Source organism: Stenotrophomonas sp. YJH_SMC_138, assembly GCF_059369855.1.
On the sequence record NZ_JCAFTB010000006.1, the window covers coordinates 144669 to 169560 of the forward strand.

Sequence of the window (24892 nt, forward strand, 5' to 3'; positions counted from 1 at the left end):
AAGGAGCCTGAAATGGAGAGACATGTCGAACGTAGGCCGCAAGCGGTCACATCGCTGTCTGGGAGGCGTAGCCGGCGCATGAATTCTCTGCGCGATGATCCTCACGCGCTCGCTTGCCTGCGCTGCCGTCGTGCGCGCAGGCACTGCCGCAACTCCCACAACCATGGCAGCACGACCACGCCCAGCGCCGGCAGCAGGACCAGCCACCAGACGCCCGATGCTGCAGGCTTCACGTCGAGCGACCACCGGGGGTGGACCTGCCAGCCCACCCAGCCCAGCAGGACCCACGGCGCGGCGTCGAGCACGCTGTGCACATGCTGCTCTGCCGGGCTGATGCGTCGTCTGCCGTCCGCGCTGACGGTGTCGAAGTAGCCGGCGATTGCGTGCGCGAGGACCAGAAGTGCCAGAAACGTGACGAGCGACAGCGTGTTTTCCAGCAGGAGCCATGCGAGCACCCCGCTGCCGATCAGCAGCAACTGCACCCCATGCAACAGGCTTTCGCGCATCGCAGAGGTGTGTGGAAGGTCGGTCCGCCGGTGAAAATGGAAGTCCAGCCAGCCGGCAGCCAGCCACAGTGCGTAGACACCGGCGGCAATCGCGCTCATGGCAGCATGCTCAGGGTGTCAGCACGATCTTGCGGCAGTCGTCATCCTTGGCATCGAACATCGCGTAGCCCTGCGCAGCGTCGGCCAGGCGCATCCGGTGCGAGATGATGTCACCCGGATCCAGCTTTCCTTCCATGATTGCGTCGAGCAGTTCCGGCATCAGTCCCTGAACATGGGTCTGGCCCATCTTGAATGTCAGACCTTTGTCGAACGCATCACCCAGCAGAAAACCATGGATGAAGCCGGCATAGACCCCTGGAATGCTGACCACGCCGCCACGGCGCGCTGCCGCGATGCATTGCCGTATCGCCACGCCACTGCTGCCTTCCAGCTTTACAGCGGTCAACGCTGACTCCAGCGCACTGCCCTCGGCCTCGAAGCCTACGGCCTCGATGCAGGCGTCTACGCCCCGCCCACTGGTCTGGGCAAGGATGTAATCGGCCGGGTCTTCTATCTCCTTGAAGTCGATGGGGGTGACGCCGTAAGCACGGCGTGCATAGTCCAGGCGGTAACGAAGGTGGTCGACCATGAAGATGGTCTCTGCTCCCAGCAGCCGGCAACAGGCCGCGCTCATCAGCCCAACCGGACCGGCGCCGAAGATGGCCACCGTCGAGCCGGGCTTCACACCCGCGTTCAGCGCGGCCTGATAGCCGGTCGGGAGAATGTCAGACAGGAACAGCACCTGCTCATCGGCCACGCCTTCCGGAATGCGCAACGGGCCCACGTTGGCCTTCGGCACGCGTACGAATTCGGCTTGGCCACCGGCTACGCCGCCATACAGATGGCTGTATCCGAACAAAGCAGCTGGCGGCAGCAGCCCTTTCTGGTTCAGCGCCGCGCCCTTGCCAGGATTGGTGGTCTCGCATGCGGCATATTCGGCCAGCCTGCAGTGGAAACACTCGCCACAGGCGATCACGAAGGGAATCACCACGCGATCGCCCGGCTTCACCTGGGTCACGCCGCTGCCGACCTCTTCCACCACGCCCATGAATTCGTGGCCCAGTACATCGCCATCGTGCAGATCAGGAATCTTGCCGCGGTAGAGGTGCAGGTCTGAACCGCAGATGGCGGTGGCGGTCACCCGCAGTATCAGATCGTCATCCGCCGCCAGTACCGGGTCGGGCACAGTCTCGACGCGCACATCCCTGCGGCCGTGATAGGTCAATGCCTGCATCGTGCTGCTCCAGGAGCTCGGGCCTTCAGCATCGCAAGGCCGCCATCCGGCTGCAGTGACATCCCGGTGTGCGCGGCGTTCATTCTGCAGCGTCGTGGCGTTAACCCGGCGCGGTGCAGGCTTCACTCTCTCGCCGCAGGAGCTGCCCATGAACGACAAACTGCCCTTCAATCCAACGACGGACGTGGACGATCAGTCAAAGGCGCACACGCCGGACAAACGGCGCAATGATCGAGCCAGATGGAAGGAGCACGACATGCCCGACGACGGCGATGGCCCCAAGGCGGTACCGGAGGACTACGAGCGCCCTGATCCCGATCCGACAGGGAAGCGTTGAGTCCGCCTCACATTCCGGATGCGCAGCAATCACGAGGCATGGCCCTTTGCCCACGCAAGCTTCATGGACGATCTTTGGAACAGCCTGAACGAGGTCTTGCATGTGGAAACGCAACGGTCTCTCACTGGTGCTGCTTGCGCTCACGTTGGCGTTCATTGTGGGGCAGGCAGTTGCGGGGCATCACGTGCACAACCAGGAACTGGTCGAGCACGGACGCATGCCGATCGATTTCTGGCACTACCTGGCTACTGGGCACTTCGTCAGCGCCACGTTCGAGAACTGGGAGAGCGAATTCCTGCAGATGGGGATGTACGTTCTGCTGACGGTCAGCCTGCGCCAGCGCGGTTCGGCCGAATCGCGGCCGCTGGACCCCGCGCAGGAACAGAATCGCATCGAACCCGGACGCACGCCCTGGCCGGTCAGGCGCGGTGGCCTGTGGAAGGTTCTTTACGGTCATTCGTTGGCGATTGCGTTCGGGCTGTTGTTCCTGTTCAGCTTTACGCTGCATGCATTGGGAAGCTGGCGCGCCGAGGAGGCCGAACAGCAGTTGAAGGGATTGCCGCCGCCAGGCTTTGTGGAGCACCTCGCCAGCAGCACATTCTGGTTCGAATCCATGCAGAACTGGCAAAGCGAGTTCCTGGCCGTGCTGTCTCTGGTGGTGCTGACGATCTTCCTGCGCCAGAAAGATTCGCCGCAGTCCAAGCCGGTCGAGGCGCCGCATACCCAGACAGGAGATTGAACCATGGCAGATGATCCGTCGACGGCCTTGCTGATCATCGACATGTTCAGCCGTTTCGATTTCCCGGGCGCGCAGGAGCTGGCGCCCGCGGCAGAGCGGGCGGCCCGGCAGATCCGGCGCCTGAGGGATCACTTCGACGAACGCGGGTGGCCGGTCATCTACGCCAATGACAATTTCTCGGATTGGAAGCGCGATTTCCGCCAGCAGGTGGAACAGTGCCGGCGCGACGGCGGTCCGGCGGGACGAATTGCCAGCCTTCTCTCGCCCTTGCCCGGTCATTACTTCGTGCTCAAGCCCAAGCACTCGGCGTTCCTGGCCAGTCCCTTGCCGATTCTGCTGGCCAAACTGGGCGTGCGCCGCCTGTGCCTGAGTGGCATGACGGCCGATTCGTGCGTTCTGGCCACCGCGCTGGATGCCAACGCCAGAGAGTTCGACGTCGTGCTGGCATCGGAGGTCGTGGCGGGGCTGCCATCCCGGAAGCGGCGCGCACTGGCGCTGCTGGCTGATTCGGGTGCAGCCCGGATCGCGCGGCTTTCTTCGCTTGTCTCTGGGCAGGAAGCAGGAGGGCGCTGAAGGCAGCTCAGGCCCGGTCGGCTATACCCTGTACGCCGGCATGACCGGCGCAATGTGCACAGCAGAAGATCTGGCCATTTCCTTCAACGCCATGCCCAATGACCGCGCATTTGCAGTGTGCGCAGCGGGGTGCGAATGCGTGGATCGCGCACTCGAACGAATCGAACGTGCCGCTGCGCCCGCCCTGCTGCAGGGTAAAGCTCTTGTCGTAGTTGTTGCCGCAGACATCACAGGTAGCCATGGGGCACCTCGTGCTGTGGAAGGAACATGCAGTGTGGCAAGCGCGAACGTCGGTGGCCGTGAATGCACCGTGTCGCGAGGGTGTAGGACGTCCGCATCGTCGCCAAGCGGGCGCGGCGTGCTTCATTGGTCATTGCCGGGCTCGGCACTGTTGCCACGTGGTGTGCCGCGACCACAGGGAAACGCCGTGCGCAGCCCTTCGACAACCAGTGGCGACGCATCCTGCTGCAATCGCTCGCGGGGCAGTTGCCGGAGATGGGAAGACACATGGTCGACCAGTTCATGCGGAAGGATCTGGCGCTGCCCGCACCACTGTCCGCGGCTGGCATCGGCGACGCCCAGGATATAGCCGCTGGCGCGAGCGCTGGACAGGCTCCGGCACTGTTCGCCGTCGCAGAACCCGTCATCGCCTTTCCCCTGCAGGAGGGTAATGAGTTCCGTGCCGCTGACAAGCCAGGTCCGTGCCGGCTGCGTTGTTCCGGCCACGGCGGACCCAGCCAGCGCACAGAGGCCAAGTGCGAGGAGCCGAGGCATGCGGTGGCGCGCGTTGGGAGTGTGATGTCCTTTCATTTCGGGGCCCTGGCTGTTGCTTTCATGGATGCCACGCGGCAGAGGTCAAAGCCGATCAAGCTGGTTGCGCGGACGAAACTCCGGGTCGTCCTCGGCTTCCAGCATGGCCTCCACCAATGTTTCGAAGGGCTCGGTGGCGGCATCCAGGTCTGCGGATGACAGGAATCCGGATTCCCCGGGGCCGGCCAGCCCAATCGCAGCAACCGTCTCCTGCTCACCTTCCTCGGCCCAGAGATAGTCGTGGATCAGTGCCACGCCTTCGTCGCCCCCCTTCAGGAAGTCGGCGGCGCCTCGTGCCACGGCAAGAAACGCGATGAGATCGTAAAGGCTCTCCGAATACGTCAGCGATCCTGCGACAAAGTGCGTAGCAGTGCGGTCATAGGCGGCAATCTGGATATTCCCGGCCTGTGCAGAGGCAAGGAAAGCCTTCAATGCGGCGCGATTGTCGGGGTAGCGGGCCAACAGCGCCTGGCAATCCGCGAGCAGGTGGTCCAACGCCTCGTCGCTGCACGAGGCAAGGTATTGACCGTTTTCCATGCGCCACTGCCCGGAGATGCCTCGCCAGTCGGACCAACGGGATGATGAAGGCACGGGCGCTGCCAGCCATCTGGAAAGATCGTGGTGGGAAATCTTCAGGCGGAGCAGTGCTGAATAGGGCTCTGACAAGGCGATCCTCCACTGTGTCTGCGTACAGTTGGCTTGTAGCAGACAACGCATGACCCGCCAACATCTGGCGGCTGCCGCAGGCCGGTGCCGGACTATCGCCCAGCCGTCGACCCTCTCACCACGCACCTTCCCGTCATCACCAGCCTGCGCACGGGCAGCTCCGGCATGCGCAGGCGTTCCAGCAACAGCGACATCGCAGCGCGCCCCATGTCTTCAACCGGCTGCTCGACCACGGTAATGCCAGGTTCGACCAGCTCGGTCCAGCGCTCGTTGTCGAACCCTGCCAGCGCCAGCTCTCCTGGAATGGCGAGACCGGCGCTGCGTGCCGCCTTCAATGCACCCATGAGCAGCAGGCTGTTGCTGGTGACCAGCGCGTCGGGACGCGAAGGGCCGGCCAGCCATTGGTCGACCGTTGCGATGGCGGCCTCGGCCGTTGGCTCGACTTCACGGTAATCCGGCTCCAATCCGTGCGTGCGCATCGCAGCAAGATAGCCGTCGCGGCGCTCGGCCGCCGTGGTGCTGGTGCTGCCGAACAGGCCGCCGATGCGGCGATAGCCACGCTCGACGAGATGCTCGACCAGCGCGCCCATCGCCGCGGGATTGTCCAGCACCACGCTGTCGATCGACCCGCTGGCCGCGGCGCGGTCCACCAGTACCGTCGGGAAGTCCAGCGTGAGCCGTTCCAGCCGCCCCACCGTGGTCCGTGTGGGCGCAAAGATCAGTCCACTGATGCGCTCCTCGTGCATCAACTGCAGGTACAGCGCCTCGCGCTCGGGGTCTTCGTCGGTGTTGCAGAGCGTGACGCGCAGGCCTTCGCGATAGGCGACCTCCTCCACCGCACGGATAAGCGCAGTGAAGAACGGGTTGCGGATATCCGCAACGATCAACCCGATGATGCCGGTGTGCCGGGAGCGCAGCCGCCTTGCCTGCAGGTTCGGCCGATAGCCGGTCTGGCGGATTGCCACCTCGACCCGGCCGCGAACCTCTTCGCTGACCGGGCCGCCCCCGAGCACCCGCGACACGGTGGACTTGGATACCCCCGCTACACGCGCGACGTCATTGATGCTGATACTCATTGGAAACGTTCCCGGAAAAGTGCGCCTGCCATGGCCCGGCGGCTGTTCAGGACAATGCTAACGCCAAAGAGCTATTGGCATTTTGTGCAGTGCACATTGAAATAGACGGTGGGAACGTTCCCAATATGCCCAGCCATCCTTTTGCCGGAGCCGCCCTTTGTCGCCCCAGACCTTCCCCTCCCCCGTCAGCCGGGAACTGATCCGCCTGGACGCGCGGGCGCAGGACAAGACCGATGCGATCGCCCAGGTCGCGCAGATGCTGGTCGCGGCCGGCTGCGTGGCGCCGGGGTACGAGGCCAGCATGGGACGGCGCGAAGCGCTGGCCAACACCTTCCTTGGCCATGGCGTGGCAATCCCGCACGGGCTTGGCGACGACCGCCATCTGGTGCGCCGCGACGGCATTGCCGTGCTGCAGTTGCCGGAAGGCGTGGAATGGAATCCGGGGCAGGTCACCCGTCTGGTGGTTGGCATCGCTGCCCAGTCCGATACCCACATTACCCTGCTGCGCCGCCTGACCCGGCTGATCCAGGATGAGGCAACGCTGCAGCGCCTGTTTGCGACCACCGATGCGGGTGAGATCGTCAACGCGCTGACCGGCGACATTGCGATCACGACCACCCAGGTACCGGCCACCGATCTGGCCGAGCGCTTTGACTGGACCATTGCCTACCCCAGCGGCCTGCACGCGCGCCCGGCCACGCGCTGGGCAGAGACGGCGCGCCGCTTTGCGGCCCGCGCCCAGGTGCGTGCCGGCGACCAGGCAGCGGACGCCAAGAGTCTGGTCGCGCTGCTGCAACTTGGCCTGCGTCATGGCGATGCCGTCAGCGTGTCTGCCGATGGGGCGGATGCCCCTGCCCTGCTGACCGCGCTGCGCAGGGTCATGGAGGACCTGGTGGGACAGGAAAAGGCCGACGCCGAACGCGCAGCACAACGCAAGGCCACGCCGGTGGCAGGCTGGAATCCGCCCGAGGCACAGGCTGCCATCGTCGGCATCGGTGCCAGCCCTGGGCTGGCAATCGGCCCGGTGCATGTATTGGCCAGCACGCAGGCCGAGGTCGCCGATCACCCGGCCCCGCTCGGCGAAGGCGGGGCGCGTCTGCAGGACGCGCTCGCACGTACCCGCCAGCAGTTGGCCGCGCTGCAGGATGACACCCAGCGCCGGCTTGGCGCCTCGGACGCCGCCATCTTCAAGGCCCATGCCGCGCTGTTGGACGACACCGACCTGATTACCCGTACCTGCCAGCTGATGGTCGAAGGCCATGGCGTCGCATGGTCCTGGCACCAGGCCATCGAACACATCGCCTCGGGCCTGGCCGCGCTGGGCAACTCGGTGCTGGCCGGGCGCGCCGCCGACCTGCGTGACGTTGGCCGCCGAGTGCTGGCGCAGCTTGATCCGTCGGCCGCCGGTGGCGGCCTGGCCGACCTGCCCGCGCACCCGTGCATCCTGATCGCGGCGGACCTGTCGCCGTCCGACACGGCCAACCTCGACACTACCCGCGTGATTGGCCTGGCCACCGCGCAGGGCGGGCCGACCTCGCACACCGCCATCCTCTCGCGCACCCTCGGCCTGCCGGCGCTGGTCGCCGGGGGGGGCGAGCTGCTCGCGATCAGCGCCGGTCGCGAGGCGATCATCGACGGCAGCAGCGGGCGGCTCTACCTGTCTCCGTCCGAGGCCGACCTCGCCTCGGCGCGCGCGTGGATCGCCGAACAGCAGCAGATCCGCGAGCGTGAAGCGGCGCAACGCGCGCAGCCGGCACAGACGCCGGACGGCCACCGCATCGACATCGGCGCCAACGTCAACCTGCCCGAGCAGGTGCCGCTGGCACTGGAGCAAGGCGCGGAAGGCGTCGGCCTGATGCGCACCGAATTCCTGTTCCTTGAACGTGGCAGTACGCCCAGCGAGGATGAGCAGTACACCACGTATGTGGCGATGGCCAAGGCACTCGGCGGCCGCCCACTGATCGTGCGTGCGCTCGATATCGGTGGCGACAAGCAGGTGGCGCACCTGGAGCTGCCGCATGAAGAAAACCCGTTCCTGGGCGTGCGCGGCGCGCGCCTGCTGCTGCGCCGGCCGGACCTGCTGGAACCGCAGCTGCGTGCGCTGTACCGCGCGGCGAAAGACGGCGCGCGCCTGTCCATCATGTTCCCGATGATCACCTCGGTGAGCGAGCTGGTCGCACTGCGCGCCATCTGCGAGCGCCAGCGCGCAGCACTGCAGGCGCCCGCGGTACCGATCGGCATCATGATCGAAGTGCCGGCCGCTGCGGCGCAGAGCGATGTGCTGGCCCGCCACGCCGACTTCTTCTCGATCGGTACCAACGACCTGACCCAGTACGTGCTGGCGATCGACCGCCAGAATCCGGAACTGGCCGCCGAGGCCGACAGCCTGCATCCGGCCGTGCTGCGCGCGATCCGCGCCACGGTGGAAGGCGCACGACTGCATGGGCGCTGGGTGGGCGTCTGTGGCGGGCTGGCCGGCGATCCGTTCGGCGCACTGCTGTTGGCCGGCCTGGGCGTGGACGAACTGTCGATGACCCCGAACGACATCCCGGCCGTGAAAGCACGCCTGCGTGGCAGCGCGCTGGCCGATCTGCGAACGCTGGCTGCGACGGCGCTGGACTGCGAAACCGCTGAGCAGGTGCGTGCCCTCGATGGAGCGCGCGCATGAGTTCCCGCGCCGTCACCATTACCCTGAACCCGGCAATCGACCAGACCGTGCGGCTGGCGAACCTGCAACCGGGTCACGTGCATCGCGCCCGCAGTTCCCGCGACGACGCCGGCGGCAAAGGCATCAACGTGGCCGCCTGCCTGGCAGACTGGGGCGTGCCGACCACTGCGCTGGGCGTGCTCGGCGATGGCAACGACGGCGTGTTCAGCGCACTGTTTTCCGATCGGGGCATCGCAGACGCGTGTCTGCGCATTCCGGGTCGTACCCGCACCAACATCAAGCTGGTGGAAGATGCCAACGGCGAGACCACCGACATCAACCTGCCCGGCCTGTCACTGTGCGACGCCGATCTGGACGCGGTATCGCGCCGACTCGACGCACTGCTCCAGCCGGAGCTGCCGGTGGTGCTGTCCGGCAGCCTTCCGTCCGGGCTGCAAGCCGATGCATGGGCCCAACTGCAGGCGCAGGTACGCGCCGCCGGCGCGCGCGTACTGCTGGATACCAGTGGCGACGCGCTTGCCGCGGCGTTGAGTGGTGCACAGGGTGCACTGCCCTACGCGGTCAAGCCCAACCGCCATGAACTGGAGGCCTGGGCCGGCACGCCGCTGCTGGATCGCAGCGCCCTGCGCGCCGCGGGCCTGGCCCTGGTCGAACGCGGAGTTGCACTCGTAGCGATCTCGATGGGCGCCGACGGCGCGCTGTTCATTGATCGCAGCGGCGCCCTGGTCGCACGACCGGCGCGACTGGCGCAGGGCAGTACGGTCGGTGCCGGCGACGCCATGGTCGCCGGCATCGCCGCCGCCTTGTTGGAGCCCTCCCCCGACCTGGCCGGTTGTGCGCGACTGGCCACGGCGTTCTCGATGAGCCGGCTGGAGAGTGGCGACGCGCGACGGCTGGACCCGGCGCAGGTGCGCGCGTGGACCGGCGATGTACTGATCGAGCGGTTGGATTGAAACCCCTGCAGAGGGGGCTGCGGCTGGCCTTGGGCCACCGATGGCCCCTGCTGCAAGGACGAACCCGAAGAATTCCAGGAGTTGCCATGCAAGCTTCCACCGTAGTCATCGCCGCTGGCGAACGCAGCATCGAGGCCGTTCTTGCCGCCGAAGCGCTGCGCCGCGCCGCACGCCAGCAAAGGGTCGAATTGGCGATCGAAATCCGCAGCAATCAGGGCGTGACCGGGGCACTGTCCGACGCGCAGGCTGCCGCCGCAACGCAGCTGCTGCTGGTGGGTGACGGCGAGGCGGACAGCGCCCGCTTCGGCAATGCCCAGATCGTGCGCGCCGGCCTCGGTGAAGTGCTGGACGACCCGCTCGCCGTGCTGGCGCAGCTCGCCGCAGCATCGGCACTCCCTTCCAGGGATGACGCGGGCAAGCGCATCGTCGCCGTCACCTCCTGCCCGACTGGCATCGCCCACACGTTCATGGCGGCCGAAGGCCTGCAGCAGGCGGCCAAGGCACTGGGCCACGCGATCCGGGTGGAAACCCAGGGCTCGGTCGGCGCGCAGGATGCGTTGAGCGACGGCGAAATCGCTGCCGCCGACCTGGTGCTGATCGCCGCCGACCGCGAAGTCGATCTGTCGCGCTTTGCTGGCAAACGCCTGTTCAAGAGCGGCACCAAGCCGGCGATCAATGACGGCCAGAACCTGATCCGCAAGGCGCTGGCCGAGGCTGGCGTGCAGACCGGCACGGTGGCTTCAGGTCGCACCACCGAGAAGGCCAGGGTCGCCGGCCCCTACAAGCACCTGATGACCGGCGTGTCGTTCATGCTGCCGTTCGTCACTGCCGGCGGCCTGCTGATCGCACTGGCGTTCGCGCTCGGCGGCATCTATGCCTTCGACGATGCACACAAGGGCACGCTGGCCTGGTCGCTGTTCCAGATCGGCGCCAAGTCCGGCTTCATGCTGATGGTGCCGGCACTGGCCGGCTACATCGCCTACTCCATCGCCGATCGCCCGGGCATCGCCCCGGGCATGATCGGGGGATTGGTGGCAGTCAACATGGATGCGGGCTTCATCGGCGGCATCCTGGCCGGTTTCATCGCCGGCTACGGCGTGCATTGGATCAACCGTGCGCTGCGCCTGCCGCGCAGCCTGGAAGGCCTCAAGCCGGTGCTGATCCTGCCGGTGCTGGGCACGCTGCTGGTCGGCCTGTTGATGATGTATGTAATCGGTACGCCGGTGGCTGGGCTGCTGGCCTGGCTGACCGACTGGCTGCGCGGCATGCAAGGCAGCAGCGCGATCCTGCTTGGCCTGCTGCTGGGCGGCATGATGGCGGTGGACATGGGCGGACCCGTCAACAAGGCGTCCTACGCCTTCTCCACCGCATTGATTTCCAGCCAGGTCTACACGCCGATGGCGGCGACGATGATCGGCGGCATGACGCCGCCGCTGGGTATCGCACTGGCGACATGGCTGTTCAGTAGCCGCTTCACTGCCGAGGAGCGTGGCACGGCCGGTGCCGCTGGCGTGCTTGGCCTCAGTTTCGTGACCGAAGGCGCGATCCCCTATGCCGCGCGTGATCCGCTGCGCACCATTCCGGCGCTGATCCTTGGTTCTGCCGTGGCCGGTGCGATCTCGATGGCCGCAGGCGTCGAACTGAAGGTGCCGCATGGCGGCGTGTTCGTGCTGCCGATCCCGAACGCAGTCACCCACCTTGGCATCTACCTGCTGGCACTCGTGGCCGGCGTGGCCGTCACTGCGGTCGCGCTGCGCGTGCTCAAGAAGCCGGTCACGGCTCCCACCCTGTAAAAGGAACCCGCCCATGACCTCCCCTTCCCGCCGCCTGCTGCCGACAGTGATCCTGCTGGCCCTGCCATCACTGGCCGCAGCCGCCGACGCGAGCGACGTCTTCGCTCCGAAGCTCGCCTACACCGGCGAAGCGGCCGCCACGCTCGACGGTGGCAAGCGCAGCGGCACGGCCTATGCCGGCCAGCTGATGTTCGGTGCCGACGTGGACCTGGACGCGGCGTTTGGCTGGCGAGGTGCGACGGTCAAGGCCTACGGCATCAACCGCCATGGCACCAATCTCGCCAACAGCAGTACAGGCAACAGCACCTCGGTGCAGGAAATCTACGGCGGCCAGGGCACGCGCCTGGCCAACCTGACCCTCGAACAGAAGTTGTTCAACGACCGGTTGGTGCTGGAAGCAGGGCGCAGCGTCGCCAACATCCACCACCTGGGTTCGGACCTGTGCCAGTACTTCCAGGGCAACTCGGCCTGTGGCAACCCGACCTACGTATTCCGCACCAGCAGTTTCACCTGGTGGCCGGTATCGAGCTGGATGGCCGATGCCACGGCCTGGGTGACGCCCGATGTCTATGTCCGCGTCGGCGCCTACCAGGTTGATCCCAGCCAGGCCGAGGATGGCCAGCATGGCCTGAAGTGGAATACGAACCAGGCCACCGGCTGGATCGTGCCCTACACGATCGGCTGGCGCAGCCCTGCTTCGGCACGACTGAAAGCCCGCTACGAACTCGGTGGTTGGCAGGACAACTCGACCTATCGCGATCCGCTGCGCGATGCCAACGGCATTCCCGCGCTGCTCAGTGGCCAGGAGTACGCGACGCGTCACGGTCGCTCCGGTGCGTTCGCCCGCTTCGAGCAGCAACTCACCAGTGATGGTGCCGGCCGCGGCCTGACCCTTTTCGGTGCGGCGCTCAAGGGCACCTCCGGCCAGTTGATCGAGGATCATTTCCTGCAGGCCGGGCTGGTGCAGAAAGGCACGTTCGCCCGGCGGCCGCAGGACAGCATCGCTTTCGTCGTGACCCAGCAGAAGTACAGCAGCATCGCGCTGGAAGACCTGCACCTCGCCCGCGCCGCCGCCGGTGGCAGCGGCACCCCGCACGGGAGCCAGGTGATGATGGAGCTGAGCTACGGCATCCAGCTCACCCCGCAGCTTCGTGTTGCACCGAACCTGCACTACATCGTGCACCCCGACCAGTTCAATGAGCCCGCACGCCAGCACGACCTGCCGGATGCGCTGATCGCGGGCATGCGGATCGACTGGAACCTGTAGGAAATGTCAGGTGGTCCTGGGGCGCGGCCCGTGTCAGGCACCGGGTCCACGGCCGGTCCAGGCGGCGTACCGACCGCCCGGCACCCGGGTGATCGCCTGCCCTGGCCGGGGTTTCAGGTGCTGTCCGCCGCCCACGCCAGTTCGAATGTCAACGCGAGGCGCTGGCCGGGCTCCAGCCGGTGCGGTGCCAGGGTGTAGCCATCTGGCGGGCCGCTCTGCGGCTCGACACAGGTGGCGTGCGGCGTACCATCGTAGACCACCCAGTGGTCGTGGTCCGACCTCAGCCGCAGGTGCTGGCCTTCGCGTATCAGCGTGACGTCACCGTCGGCGATGAAGCAGTCATCCCAGGGGCCGGTGGTGGGCTCCACGCGGGGCAGCGTGGCAATACCTTCCCTGTCCCGCGGATACATCGAGCGAGGACTGAAAAGCAGTCGTTCCGGCTTCCGGAACCAGGGGTGCCAGCCCAGCACCGCCGGCATCGCCTGGCCGCCGGCCTGGACCGAGAGGTCCATCTGCAGGCTGTGAGCCTGCAACTGCAGGTCCAGCACGGCAGCGCCACCGAAAGGCCAGTAGCCGTCGCTCGGCAGCTCCAGCGACAACCGGGCTGCCGCCGCGTCCAAGCGGTCGATCCGCCAGGGTCGCGAGAAACCCACCCCATGGATGGCGTGCCCGTCGAAGTTGAGCGGCAGCCGATGCGGCCTGCCGTCAAAATGGAACTGTCCACGGCGGATGCGCCCGGCCCACGGCACCATCGGGTAGCAGCCCCACGCGATCGCCGCCGGGCCTGCCTGCTGCGCATCCACCAGCCATTCCACGCCCTGGTAGCGCAGGTGCGCCACGCGCCCGCCCGCCCCTGCGGCGAACGCAACCTCCAGTTCGCCGCACCTCAGCCAGTGCAGCTCGCCGGCTGGCAGCGGAGCCAGCGCATCATCCACCGGCAGCATCCGCTCAGGCCCCATACGGGTTGATCGTGCGGATGCTTCCGTCCGGCTCCATGTGCAGCGGCGTGCACTTGGCCGAGCGCAGGTGGGTGATGCCGCCGGACATCAGTGCATCGTGATAGAACAGGTACCACTGTCCTTCGAACTGGCAGATGGAGTGGTGGGTGGTCCAACCGACCACGGGGGTGAGGATCACGCCAGCGTAGGTGAACGGTCCATACGGGCTGTCGCCGATGGCGTAGCACAGCTGGTGGGTGTTGCCAGTGGAGTACGACAGGTAGTAGCGACCCTGGTACCTGTGCAGCCACGGACCTTCGAAGAAGCGGCGCGCATGGTCGTCCGCGCGCAGCGGCTGGCCATGCTCATCCAGGATCTGCACTTCGCGGATGGGTTCGGCCAGCTCGGTCATGCCGGCATCCAGGCGGCCCACGCGCGGGCCCAGCGCCGGTGCGCTGCCCTCGGGCTCCTCGTGGGCCTCGCTGTACTGGTTGTCACGATATTTCTGCAGCTGCCCGCCCCATATGCCGCCGAAGTACAGGTAGTGGCTGCCATCCTCGTCTTCGAACACGGCCGGGTCGATCGAGTACGCACCCTTGATCGGCTCCGGCTGGGGCACGAACGGGCCCTCCGGCCGCGCACCGATCGCCACGCCGATGCGGAACCGGCCCTCGGCATCCTTGGCCGGGAAGTAGAGGTAGTAGCGGCCATCACGGCAGGCGGCATCGGGGGCCCACATCTGTTTCCGGGCCCAGGGCACGTCGCGCACATGCAACGCCATGCCGCAATCGACGGCCGTGCCGTCGGGCGTATCCATCTTCAGCACATGATAATCCTGCATGCCGAAGTGGCCACCTTCGTCGTCGAATGGCTGGCCGCCGTCGATGTCGTGCGACGGATAGATGTACAGGCGCCCCTCGAACACATGCGCCGAAGGGTCGGCGGTATAGATGTGGGTCACCAGCGGTTGCGAAATGGCGTGCGCGGTGAGCTGCGCAAGACGGGCTTCGCTGGCCTGGCCGTCTTCGCCGGCAGAGAGGTCGATCATGGTCGTCATCTTGGAGTTACACGGAGGCGTCGGCGGAACGGCGACGCAGGTGGAGGTCCTGCTCGATGCGGGTTTCGGTGCGCTTGTCGATCCTGTAGAAGACCAGCAGCGCCACGGCGAGCAGGAAAGGAAGGGAGCAGTAGACGCTTACGGTCAGGCGGATGCCCTGCACCACGGCCTCAGGCTGCTGCGCCAGGCCGGCCTGGTAGCCGTAGTGGGCGAGGATCGCGGCGACCAGCGCGCCGCCCACGCTGAGGCCGATCTTCAGCCCGCACAGCATCGCCGAGAAGATGATCGCGGTTGCCCGCCGATGGTTCTTCCACTCCGAGTAGTCCGCGACGTCGGCGATCATCGCCCACAGCAACGGGATGGTGATGCCGTAGCAGAAGCCATGCAGCATGAAGGCGCCGAACGCCACCGCCACCGCCGTGGGTGGAAACAGGTAGAAGGCAAGCAGGAACAGGGTCGAGACAAACAGGGCGCCACCGAAGACGTCGCGCTTGCCGAAGCGGTCCGCCAACCGTCGCGATGCGCCGATACCCAGGATCATGCAGAGGATGCCGCACGCGTTGAACAGGCTGAACGCCGAGGTGGCCGCGTCCTTCGGCCAGGTGAACGCCGCGAAGCCGGCGCTGGCCAGCGCAGCATTCAACGCGCTGACCAGGCCGTTGAACCCCGAGTTTTCAAGGAAGCCGGCCAGCGCCGCTTCACTCATGTAGTACTGGAAGTAATAGATGTAGGTACCGCCTTTCAATGCCAGGTTGATGAACACCAGCACGGTCAGGGCCAGCATCACCTGCCACGGGCGGTTGTGCAGCAGGTCCGACAGGTCCTGCACTATGCCGCCGGTCTGTTCGCGCGTCGGCACGATGCGTTCGCGGGTGGTGGCGAACGTGATCAGGAAGAACGCCGTGCCGATGATGGCGAATGCGGTCATGACCTGCTCGAAGCCGCGCACCCGGTCGCCGTCACCCAGGATCAGCACCAGCGGCATCAGCAGCACCTGGATGATGAACTGCGCGATCATCACGGCCACGAAGCGGTAGGCCGAAAGGCTGTTGCGCTGGGCCATGCTGCCGGTCAGCACGCCGCTCAGCGCCGAGTACGGCAGGTTGTTCGCTGCGTACACGCACACCAGCAGCGCGTAGGTGGCCAGTGCATAGATCACCTTTCCGCGCTCGCCCAGGTCCGGCGTGCTGAACGCCAGCAGGGACAGTACGCCAAAAGGAATGGCCGTCCACAGGATCCACGGCCGGAAGCGGCCCCAACGGGTGGTCGTCCGGTCAGCCGCGATGCCGATCAACGGCGTGAACACGAACGCACCCAGCAGGCCCACCACGAAGATGATCGTGGCCGCGGTCGCAGCTGGCAGGCGGTAGACGTCGGTGTAGAAGAACGCCAGGTAGGTGATCAGGGTCTGGAAGATCAGGTTGGCGGCGAGATCGCCCAGGCTGTAGCCGAGCTTCTCGCGTACCGATAGCGCGTGTTCAGTGCTTGCCATGCAGCGGACGTCCTGGAAAAGGGATCTGGGCGGAGGGAAATCGATGCCGGCGAGAGCGATCAGTCATGCGCGGACACCACCGTGAACCTGCCCTGCGCGCGTGCATCGGCACTGGACGCCCCCACCCTGACCTCGTAGGCACCGGGCCGCACCTCATACGCGGCGCGCGCTTCGTCATAGTGGCGCAGGGCCTGCGCTGCCTCCAGGGTGAACGTCACCGTGCGGTGTTCGCCCGGGGCCAGATGGATCCGCTGGAAGCCACGCAGCTCCTGCACGGCATCGCCGCTGCCAGCGTGCTCGCGCCGCACGTACAGCTGCACCACTTCGTCACCGCTGCGCGTGCCTGCGTTGGTCACATCGACCGCCACGCCCAGGCGGCCATCGGCGCGGAGGCTGTCTGCATCGAGGCGGAGCGTTCCATAGTCGAACCGCGTGTACGACAGGCCGTGACCGAACGGATAAAGCGGCGTGCCGCGGAAGTAGCGATAGGTTCGGCCCTCCATGGCGTAGTCGTCGAATGCCGGCAACGCTTCGCTGGCCTTGTAGAACGTCACTGGCAACCGGCCGGCGGGATTGACGTCGCCGAACAGCGCCTGGCCGACGGCGGTGCCGCCGCGCTGCCCGGGGTACCAGCTCATCAGGATCGCCGGCAGATGCGACTGCGCCCAGTCCACGGCAATGGCCGAGCCGCCGGTGAGCACCATCACCACCGGCTTGCCGGTAGCGTGCAGGGCCTCCAGCAGGGTGCGCTGCGGCGCGGGCAACCGCAGGTCGGTACGGTCGCCACCGGCAAAGCCCGGATAGTTGACCGTCATTTCCTCGCCTTCGACATCGCCGGTAAGGCCGCCGACGAACACCACCACATCGGCTTCGCGTGCGGCATCGAGCGCTTCATCGAACGGCGCCTTGGCGCCGGGCATGCGCCAGCCCAGGCGCACGCCGGCATCGCGCTCGTCGTCGTAGTACTCCAGCGTCAGCGCGTAGGCACGCCCGGCCTGCAGCTCCAGTTCGATGCCCTCGGCATGCAGGCGATCTGTGTTCACCCAGTGATCGATCACGCGCTTGCCGTCCAGGTACAGGCGGTAGCCATCATCGCCGGCCACCTCCAGCCGGTAGCGGCCGGACACGGGTGGCAGCAGTTGGCCGCTCCAGCGGATGCTGAAGCGGTCGTTCGGGATCCCCTGCCCCGGTGCCGCTTCGCCGCGTGCCAGCAGGTTGTCGGTCGGCGAGCCGCGGTCCCAGCGGAAGCCGATCTGCGCGTCGGTACGCACCAGGGACGGCGTACCGGACAGGTCGGGCGTGCGGAAGTACTCGCCACGCAGGCCACGCTCGGGCGAGTCCGCCGAAGGCCGCAGGAAGGTCGGCTCGATCAACGGCGTGGCACCGGGATCGTCGCGGCCCTCCACCAGGTCCACGCCGCGGGCATAGCGAACCTCGACGCCCTTGGCCGCCTCGCGTATGCCCTGCAGGATCGTGACCGGCGCGGCCGGTGTGCCGAAGTAGTTGCCGAGCAGCGCCATGGTGTCGTCGGCAGTGGGTCCGACCACGGCAATGCGCTTGATGTCGCGTGACAGCGGCAGGATGCCGTCGTTCTTCAGCAGCACCAGCGACGCCTGCGCGGCCTTGAGCGCCAGCGCATCATGGGCCGGGGCCTGGTTCACCGAGGCCGGAATGCGCGCCCAGCGCACCCGCTCCGGCGGGTCGAACATGCCCAGGCGCATCCGTGCGGTGAACAGACGGGTCACCGCATCGTCGATCTCCGCTTCGCTGATCAAACCCTGACGCACGGCCGACGGAAGCGTGGCGTACTCCTGGCCGCATTCCAGCTCGGTGCCATTCCTGACCGCCAGCGCCGCAGCGGCTTCGCGCGTGGTCACGATATGGTGGTGCTTCCAGATGTCGACGATGGCCCAGCAGTCCGAGACCACGTAGCCCTTGAAGCCCCAGTCGCGTCGCAGCACATCGCGCAGCAGGAAACGGCTGGCACTGGCGGACTCGCCGTACACGCGGTTGTAGGCGCCCATCACAGCATCGACGTCGCCCTCCTTGACCAGCGCCTCGAATGCCGGCAGGTAGGTGTCATACAGGTCGCGCCGGCTGGGCCGTGCATCGAAGTGATGGCGGTCGGCCTCCGGCCCGCTGTGCACGGCCAGATGCTTGGCGGTGGCGTCCAGCTTGCGGTAGACGGGGTCGTCGCCCTGCAGGCCACGTACGAAGGCCACGCCCATGCGCGCGGTGAGGTACGGGTCCTCGCCATAGGTTTCCTGTCCGCGGCCCCAGCGCGGGTCGCGGAAGATGTTGACGTTCGGCGACCAGAAGGTCAGCCCCTGGTAACGGCCGTGCGCGCCTTGGCGGAGGAACTGGTGGTGCTTTGCGCGGGCCTCATCGCTGATCGTCGTGGCCACCTGCCCCATCAACGGCACATCGAAGGTCGCGGCCAGGCCGATCGCCTGCGGAAAGACCGTGGCCTGCCCTGCCCGTGCCACGCCATGCAGTCCCTCATTCCACCAGTCGTAGGCGGGCACACCCAGGCGTTCGATTGCCGGCGCGGCGTTCTGCATCTGCGCGGCTTTCTCATCCAGCGTCATCTGCGCGACGAGTGAGGCAGCCCGTTGCTCGAAGCTGGCCGAAACGTCCAGCCAGGGCCGCGGCGCGGCTGCGGATGCGGCCGCCGCGATGCAGGTCAGAACGAACACAGTGAGCCCGCGGCGCAATGTGCGGCGACGGGCGTTGGACGACAGCGACAGCCTCATTTGCTTCTCCCGGTGCGCTCATCGCGCGCGAAGGGACCCAGCAGTGCGCCTACGAAGCCGCCTGCCCGGTCCGTGCTCAGAACGGTGCCATCCACCTTGCCTGCAAGCAGTTGCCAGCCCTGCCCGTCGCCGGTATCGAACGAGAACGCGTAGTCGCCCTCGTTGCCGGCGATCTTCAGGCGCAACGCGTCCGGTGCCCGCACCTCGCGGGTCGCCACGATGCGCGTACTGCCACCGCCATCACGAACTTCCAGGAAGAGCGAAAGTCGCTCGTCCGGAAGGCTGCGAACGCCAAGGAAGTACCAGTACGCCTCGCTCTGGAACGCCGCCAGGCCGGCCGCCACGCCAGGCCCCGGCCGGCTCATCGCGGCGCTCGCCTCGAAGCGCAGGTGCTGCTGGCGTCGGCCAAGGAACGCGGGATTGCGCAGCGTGTCCAGATCCTCGGCAAGCGGGTGCACGGCCAGCATTCCCGGGCGCGTGGCCAGGTCGGCCCAGGCGTGCTTGGGCACCCGCACGCGCAGCCACTGGCGATCGAGCCTCGGTCCATCGAAGTTGTCGCGCTCGACGAAGTTGCCGGTCGAGGGGGCCTGGGATGCCTCGCCCTGCATCCACGACGGCGCCTTGACCACGTAGGGGATGGGCTGGTCGGCCGGCAGGATCCGTGGCCAGCCGTCCTGCCAGCGCACCGGCAGCAGATAGGTCTCGCGCCCGGTGTTGTAGTGCCGCGTCTGATAGTTGCGGCTGGCCAGGAACACCGCCCACCACGAACCGTCCGGGCCTTCGACCAGGTCGGCATGGCCGGCATTGGTGATCGGTAGCGGTCGGTCGTCGGGCAGCTCGCGCTGGGTCAGGATCGGATTGCCCGCGTAGGGGTCATACGGGCCCCACACGGTGCGGCTGCGCAGCACCACCTGGGAGTGCTGCGGCCCGGTGCCGCCTTCGGCATCGGACAGGTAATACCAGCCCTGGCGCTTGTAGATGTGGGGTCCTTCGATCCAGATCGGGTTCTTCGCCGGCTCCACGCCCGCGTCGACCAGCACCCGGCGCGGCCCGACCGGCTTGAAGGCAGCCAGATCGATCTGCTGCATCCAGATGGCGCGGTGCCCGTCGTAGCGCGGCGGGCCGGGCGGTGCATCGTTGTTGACCAGGTACACCTTGCCGTCGTCATCGAAGAACAGTGATGGATCGATGCCATCGATGCCGGGCAGCCAGTGCGGATCGGACCACGGACCGGCCGGGTCGCGCGCGGTGGCAATGAAGTTGCCACCACTGTCGGTGGCCGTGGTCACCACGTAGAAGACCCCATCGTGGTATTCGATGGTGGGCGCGAAGATGCCGCGCGAGACGCTCAGCCCGTCGAAATCCAGCTGCGTGGCGCGGTCGATCACGTTGCCGATCTGCTTCCAGTGAACCAGGTCGGCACTCTCGAACACCGGAATGCCCGGGAAATAGGTGAAGCTGGAATTGACCAGGTAGAACCGGCCGTTCGCGCTCACGATGCTGGGATCGGCATGGAAGCCGGCCAGCACCGGATTGCGGTAGTGGCCGACCGGCAGCGGCGTGTCGAAGGCCGCGTCGTGGCCGCGGTATTCGAACCAGTCGAAGTACACCGGCGGTGCGTCCGGCGGCGCGCTGGCCGGGCTGGTTGCGGCCGACAGCAGGAGTGCCGCCGCCAGCAGGTGGCGCGCCATCGACCTCAGGCCGGCCCTGTCGCGGACCGGAGGGGACTGCTTGGACAACGTCATCATCGTCGCGTCTCGGCTTCGGCAATGGGAAGTTCGAACGGGCCTGCCGGTGCCCCGCTGCGGTCGCGTAGCGTGCACACCGGGCCATCGGCCCAGCAATAGCGGACATGCGTTGCGTGCGTCGACAGCGGGCCGCGCAGCAGGATCCGGCGCCCATCCAGTTCGGCGTCGCCGTAGTCGCAGTGGCGGGTATCACCCCTGGTCCCGCACAGTTCAAAACCAATCGGACGCAGCGCGCCGGTCGCGGTGAGCACGCCTTCGACATCCTCGAACGCAATGGCCACGCCAGCGGGCGTCCGCACGGCCGTTACCGCTCGCGGACCCGACGGCGCCACGTCCTGCTTGCCGTACACCACGTGGCGCGCCACGCGCGCCAGGCGGCGCCCGAGCTCCTGCTTGTTCGGCGGATGGATGTCGTAGGCGTCGCCGATGTCGATGGCAATGGCGAGCCCGCTCCGCGCATCCTCGGCGGCGACGCGCCGCTGCGCCTCACGCACCTGCGCCCAACCGCTGGCGGCGGGCACAACCGGCGGCTGGCCGTAGCCGGCCAGCTGCACCAGCAGCAGTGGCGTGCGCGCACCGAACTGCCGCCGCCAGTCCCCGCGCAGCGCACGCAACCGCATCGCATACGCCGCACCATCGCTGGTGTTCGATTCACCTTGATACCAGAGCATGCCGCGCAGCCCGAAGCCCCCGAGCGGTGCGATCATCCCGTTGTACAGCGTCGACAGCCCGGTGGCGGCCTGCCATGGCGCGAAAGGCGGCGCCTGCTGGCCCGCCGCCACCCGGTATTTCCACAGGCCCTGCAGTGCCACGCGCTCGCCGTTGTCGAACTGCAGGCCGTATGCCGTTGAGGGGCCGGCCAGGCCGCCTTCGCCGTAGGTGTCCAGCACGTTGACCGCAATGCTGTTGGATCCCGCCTTCAACAGGCCACTCGGCAACGGATAGCGCCTCTGGCCGGCGCCGTACTGGCTGCCGACGGCGACCCCGTTCACCCAGGTCACGTCCACCTCGTCGGCCGATGCCAGCTCCAGGGTCGCGCCGCGTGCAGCCTGTTCAGCGCTCAGCACCACCTGCGTGCGATACCAGACCATGCCGTTGTAATCGGCAAGCGCGGGCTCGTTCCACCGCTCCCATGCGCCCAGTGTGGCCGGTGCGTGCGACCATGCGCGGTCATCGGTATCCGCGCGCCAAGGTGCGTCGCCCGGCAGCGCCCCTTCGCGCGTCTCCCACCAGTGCTGCCAGTGGCGGCCCCAGGCTGCGCGTGCCTCCAGCGGATCACGGGCAGAGCGCGCGAGAATATCGAGGGCCTCGTCCATGCCACCTTGCCCGCGCAGGGCATCGGTACTGGTCCAGGCCTCGATCCGCGAGCCGCCCCACGCTGCCTGGATCAGCCCCATCGGTACGGTAACCGTGCGCTGCAGTTCGCGGGCGAAATAGAAGCAGGCTGCAGAGAAACCGCGCACCGAATCGGGCGTTGCCCGCGTCCATCCAGGGTCACCCTTGAAGCTCTCCTGCGCCTGCACGGCCGCGTCCTTCGGCACGCTGAACAGCCGGATCCGTGGCAGCGTGGCCGAGGCGATCTCGCTGGCTGCGTTGAGCGAGCGCCAGACCGGCAGCTCCATGTTCGACTGCCCCGCGCACAACCAGACGTCGCCGACCAGAAGATCCCGCGCCGTCTCACGCCGGGTCCCGGCGGTTGCCTCGAGGGTGTACGGGCCGCCTGCGGCGATGGCGGGGAACATGGCCTGCCAGCGGCCTGCCCTATCGGCCTGTGTGGCCACCGCCTGGCCCGCGAAGGTGGCCGATACCGCCTGCCCAGGGCTTGCCTGGCCCCAGACGGTGATCGGCCGGTCGCGCTGCAGGACCGCATGGTCCTGGAACAGCGGGTGCAGCAAACCCGTCGTTTCGCCGGCCGCCACCGGTGCGGCAAGCCACGCCAGCACCATCAACGCCGCCGCGCGCGCGGACCATCCGAACCGGTTCATCGCCCATCTCCGGGTGCGAAAGGAAACTGCAACGCCTGGTAGTACGACAACGGCTGTGGCGGTGGCCGTTCTCCCGCCGGCAGCGGTCGGCCGCTGACTGACTGGAAGTACGCCACACTGGCATCGCGCCACCACTGCGCTTCCTCGCGCTGGATCTGCAGGAACGCCGCCACCTGCTGGTGCCGCTGCGGATCGATCCGATCGCGCAGGCCCGCCCAGGTCGCCTGCATCGACTGCACCTGGCGCACACCCCGCGAATAGCGCCCGACCAGTTCGTCCCACAGCGTCCTGCCCGAGCGCATGCGGCGGTCCCACGGCACGTGATGGAACCACAGCAGCAGCGACTCGGGCACCCGCGCCGGATCGCCATAAACCCCGGCAACCGGCGGGAAGTACTGCCCCACGGCGTTGCTTCCGCTTGCGCTGCGGTCAAAACCGATGCCGTTGCGGTCTGCACGGTGGTAGTAGACCGACGTCCAGTCCGCACGCGGGCCGCCGTCCACCCAGGGGCCGGGACCGTAGTGATGGCCGCGTGCCATCAGGTGGTGCAGGCCCAGCGGCGTCATGTAGTCCACTGCCGCCTCGCGCGAGTCCATCATCATCCGCACGATCGGGCCGGTCACCTGCGGGTCGGGCGAGAAGGTCAGCGCGGCCCAGTCCTCGGCAATGCCGCGCGCGGACTGCTGCGGATTCCATGCCAGTCGCCCGAACGCGTACCAGTTGGCCTGGTCGAAATGCGAGCCGCTCCAGGTGCGGTCTACGCCAATGTTCGCAACGCCGGCGATGCCGGTCAGTGCATGACCTTCCAACGAGCCGTCGATCACGCGGGCGACCGTGGAGCCCTCGCCACGTGCATGGGTGTCGGCCTGCAGCACTTCTTCGTAAAGCGTTCCCAGGTACACCAGGTGCGTCGCAAAACCCAGGTACTCCTTGGTGATCTGCAGTTCCATCATCAGCGGCGTGCGTGGCATGGCGCCGAACAGCGGATGGAACGGCTCGCGCGGCTGGAAGTCGATGGGACCGTTCTTCACCTGCACGATCACGTTGGGGCGGAAGGCACCGTCCAGCCCGACAAACTCGCTGTACGCCTGCTTGGCGCGATCTTCGGGAACCTGGTGCGAGTACACGAAGGCGCGCCACATCACTACGCCGTTGTAGGGCGCCAGTGCCTCGGCCAGCAGGTTGGCGCCGTCGGCATGGGAACGACCGTAATCCTGCGGGCCGGGTTGCCCCTCCGAATTCGCCTTGACCAGGAAACCGCCAAAATCCGGAATGCGCGCATGGATCTCATCGACCTTGTCGCGCCACCAGCGCCGCACAGCCGGATCCAGCGGATCAGCCGTTGCCAGGCCGCCAAGCTCGATGGGCGCACTGAAGCGCGCGCTCAGGTAGACCCGGATGCCATAGGGCCGGAACAGGTCGGCCAGCGCGGCGGCCTTGGCCAGATAGGCCGGCGACAGGCTCAGCGCACTGGCATTGACGTTGTTGAGGACGGTGCCGTTGATGCCGAGCGAGGCGTTGGCACGGGCGTAGTCGGTGTAGCGCGGCTCACGCCACTGCGGCAACGTCTGCCAGTCCCACAGCGAGCTGCCTGCATAGCCACGCTCGACGTAACGATCCAGGTTGTCCCAATGGTTGAGCACACGCAGTGCGACCTGCGGCGACTCACGCACATCCAGCGCCTGCAGTGGGGTGCCACGCTGCATCAGCCGCAGCAGATGGAACATGCCATACAGCACGCCGACATCCTGGCGTGCCGCCACAAGCAGCACGTCGCGCGCCTCGATCCGGACCCGCCGGATCAGGAACCCCTCGTTGCCCAACGTGGCGATCTCGTTGCCGTACGCGGCGACGAGTGTCGAAGATTGCGGCGTGCCCAGCACCAGGGCACGCTCGGTATTGATTGCCGTTCGCATTGGCGGCGCCGCTCCCAGCAATCCAGGGAGGCTGCGCGCAAGCTCGTCGCGGGTGGCGCGCTGCATTGGCGTGCGATCCGGGGCCACCACTTCGGCCAGTTGCCGCCGGTAATCGGCAGCGACCGTTGCGGCAACCGGCTGGTAGCGCATCCACAGCGCATAGCCATCCTCCGCCCGTGCCCCGCCAACACAGGCCAGCAGCACGAGCAGGGCCCACAGGTGCGTGCCGACAGCGCGCAACAACGGCGTTAACATGCGCCTTTGTAGACTACGTCCGGGCCCGGGGCAGCGCATCATCGTCCTTCGCACCCGCACGGCAGCGCCACCAAGAACAAAGGGATC

At 67.2% G+C, this 24892-nt stretch carries 20 protein-coding genes; 7 read left to right on the plus strand and 13 right to left on the minus strand.

The window, feature by feature from the left end:
- Positions 1-101: 101 nt before the first annotated feature.
- Together AC5P7I_RS14210 and AC5P7I_RS14215 are read right to left on the minus strand one after the other, a co-directional pair.
- Positions 102-605 carry a hypothetical protein gene (locus tag AC5P7I_RS14210; protein ID WP_262087665.1) on the minus strand — a complete coding sequence of 168 codons (504 nt, stop codon included), beginning with the start codon at positions 603-605 and terminating at the stop codon, positions 102-104.
- 10 nt (positions 606-615) lie between these two features.
- Entirely contained in the window at positions 616-1779 is a 1164-nt protein-coding gene (locus tag AC5P7I_RS14215) for a zinc-dependent alcohol dehydrogenase (protein ID WP_262087731.1), read from the minus strand.
- Positions 1780-1927: 148 nt separating this feature from the next.
- On the opposite strand from AC5P7I_RS14215, the gene AC5P7I_RS14220 reads away from it, so the two are divergent.
- The 3 genes from AC5P7I_RS14220 (at position 1928) to AC5P7I_RS14230 (ending at position 3428) form a co-directional block, all read left to right on the plus strand.
- The gene (locus AC5P7I_RS14220) at positions 1928-2116 is read left to right on the plus strand and encodes a hypothetical protein (RefSeq protein ID WP_014647187.1); all 189 of its coding nucleotides are present in this window, start codon (positions 1928-1930) and stop codon (positions 2114-2116) included.
- A 100-nt stretch (positions 2117-2216) separates the two neighbouring features.
- Positions 2217-2855, plus strand: a complete 639-nt coding sequence (locus AC5P7I_RS14225) for a DUF6766 family protein (RefSeq protein WP_164076890.1) — start codon at positions 2217-2219, stop codon at positions 2853-2855.
- 3 nt (positions 2856-2858) lie between these two features.
- Positions 2859-3428: a cysteine hydrolase family protein gene (locus AC5P7I_RS14230; RefSeq protein ID WP_227863765.1), complete on the plus strand. Its 570-nt coding sequence runs from the start codon at positions 2859-2861 to the stop codon at positions 3426-3428.
- A 7-nt stretch (positions 3429-3435) separates the two neighbouring features.
- On the opposite strand, the gene AC5P7I_RS14235 is transcribed toward AC5P7I_RS14230, so the two are convergent.
- The 4 genes from AC5P7I_RS14235 to AC5P7I_RS14250 form a co-directional block, all read right to left on the minus strand.
- The gene (locus AC5P7I_RS14235; RefSeq protein WP_014647190.1) at positions 3436-3669 is read right to left on the minus strand and encodes a metallothionein; all 234 of its coding nucleotides are present in this window, start codon (positions 3667-3669) and stop codon (positions 3436-3438) included.
- Between the two features lie 122 nt (positions 3670-3791).
- A complete protein-coding gene (locus AC5P7I_RS14240; protein ID WP_262087666.1) occupies positions 3792-4238 on the minus strand; it encodes a Rap1a/Tai family immunity protein in 447 nt (148 codons plus the stop codon).
- A 45-nt stretch (positions 4239-4283) separates the two neighbouring features.
- Complete coding sequence (locus AC5P7I_RS14245; protein ID WP_227863764.1) at positions 4284-4904, minus strand: hypothetical protein; 621 nt, start codon at positions 4902-4904, stop codon at positions 4284-4286.
- 92 nt (positions 4905-4996) lie between these two features.
- Positions 4997-5980: a LacI family DNA-binding transcriptional regulator gene (locus AC5P7I_RS14250; protein WP_014647193.1), complete on the minus strand. Its 984-nt coding sequence runs from the start codon at positions 5978-5980 to the stop codon at positions 4997-4999.
- A 157-nt stretch (positions 5981-6137) separates the two neighbouring features.
- On the opposite strand from AC5P7I_RS14250, the gene ptsP reads away from it, so the two are divergent.
- The 4 genes from ptsP to AC5P7I_RS14270 all read left to right on the plus strand — a co-directional run bounded on the left by ptsP (position 6138) and on the right by AC5P7I_RS14270 (position 12661).
- The gene (ptsP, locus tag AC5P7I_RS14255; RefSeq protein ID WP_262087668.1) at positions 6138-8648 is read left to right on the plus strand and encodes a phosphoenolpyruvate--protein phosphotransferase; all 2511 of its coding nucleotides are present in this window, start codon (positions 6138-6140) and stop codon (positions 8646-8648) included.
- Positions 8645-9601 (plus strand): 1-phosphofructokinase family hexose kinase, encoded by a 957-nt coding sequence (locus tag AC5P7I_RS14260; RefSeq protein WP_262087669.1) that lies wholly within the window; start codon positions 8645-8647, stop codon positions 9599-9601. The genes ptsP and AC5P7I_RS14260 overlap by 4 nt, the downstream gene beginning before the upstream one ends.
- An 86-nt stretch (positions 9602-9687) precedes the next feature.
- Positions 9688-11394 carry a PTS fructose transporter subunit IIC gene (locus tag AC5P7I_RS14265; protein ID WP_262087670.1) on the plus strand — a complete coding sequence of 569 codons (1707 nt, stop codon included), beginning with the start codon at positions 9688-9690 and terminating at the stop codon, positions 11392-11394.
- Between the two features lie 13 nt (positions 11395-11407).
- On the plus strand, positions 11408-12661 hold the full coding sequence (locus AC5P7I_RS14270) for a carbohydrate porin (RefSeq protein ID WP_164076895.1): 1254 nt from the start codon (positions 11408-11410) through the stop codon (positions 12659-12661).
- Between the two features lie 113 nt (positions 12662-12774).
- Here the strand turns inward: AC5P7I_RS14270 and AC5P7I_RS14275 are convergent, their stop codons facing one another.
- From AC5P7I_RS14275 to AC5P7I_RS14305, 7 genes are read right to left on the minus strand one after another with little or no spacing between them, the layout of a single operon-like run.
- The gene (locus AC5P7I_RS14275) at positions 12775-13620 is read right to left on the minus strand and encodes an aldose epimerase family protein (protein ID WP_041863456.1); all 846 of its coding nucleotides are present in this window, start codon (positions 13618-13620) and stop codon (positions 12775-12777) included.
- The gene (locus AC5P7I_RS14280) at positions 13610-14647 is read right to left on the minus strand and encodes a glycoside hydrolase family 43 protein (RefSeq protein WP_262087671.1); all 1038 of its coding nucleotides are present in this window, start codon (positions 14645-14647) and stop codon (positions 13610-13612) included. The genes AC5P7I_RS14275 and AC5P7I_RS14280 overlap by 11 nt, the downstream gene beginning before the upstream one ends.
- 16 nt (positions 14648-14663) lie before the next feature.
- Positions 14664-16148, minus strand: coding sequence for an MFS transporter (locus AC5P7I_RS14285; RefSeq protein WP_049439691.1), 1485 nt, complete (start codon positions 16146-16148; stop codon positions 14664-14666).
- A gap of 59 nt (positions 16149-16207) precedes the next feature.
- Complete coding sequence (locus tag AC5P7I_RS14290) at positions 16208-18901, minus strand: glycoside hydrolase family 3 protein (RefSeq protein ID WP_249327312.1); 2694 nt, start codon at positions 18899-18901, stop codon at positions 16208-16210.
- Complete coding sequence (locus AC5P7I_RS14295; protein WP_014647202.1) at positions 18898-20592, minus strand: glycoside hydrolase family 43 protein; 1695 nt, start codon at positions 20590-20592, stop codon at positions 18898-18900. The genes AC5P7I_RS14290 and AC5P7I_RS14295 overlap by 4 nt, the downstream gene beginning before the upstream one ends.
- Positions 20593-20645: 53 nt before the next feature.
- The gene (locus tag AC5P7I_RS14300) at positions 20646-22634 is read right to left on the minus strand and encodes a sialate O-acetylesterase (RefSeq protein ID WP_262087683.1); all 1989 of its coding nucleotides are present in this window, start codon (positions 22632-22634) and stop codon (positions 20646-20648) included.
- Positions 22631-24805: an alpha-glucuronidase family glycosyl hydrolase gene (locus AC5P7I_RS14305; RefSeq protein WP_262219533.1), complete on the minus strand. Its 2175-nt coding sequence runs from the start codon at positions 24803-24805 to the stop codon at positions 22631-22633. Before AC5P7I_RS14305 ends, AC5P7I_RS14300 begins: the two co-directional genes overlap by 4 nt.
- Between the last annotated feature and the right edge of the window lie 87 nt (positions 24806-24892).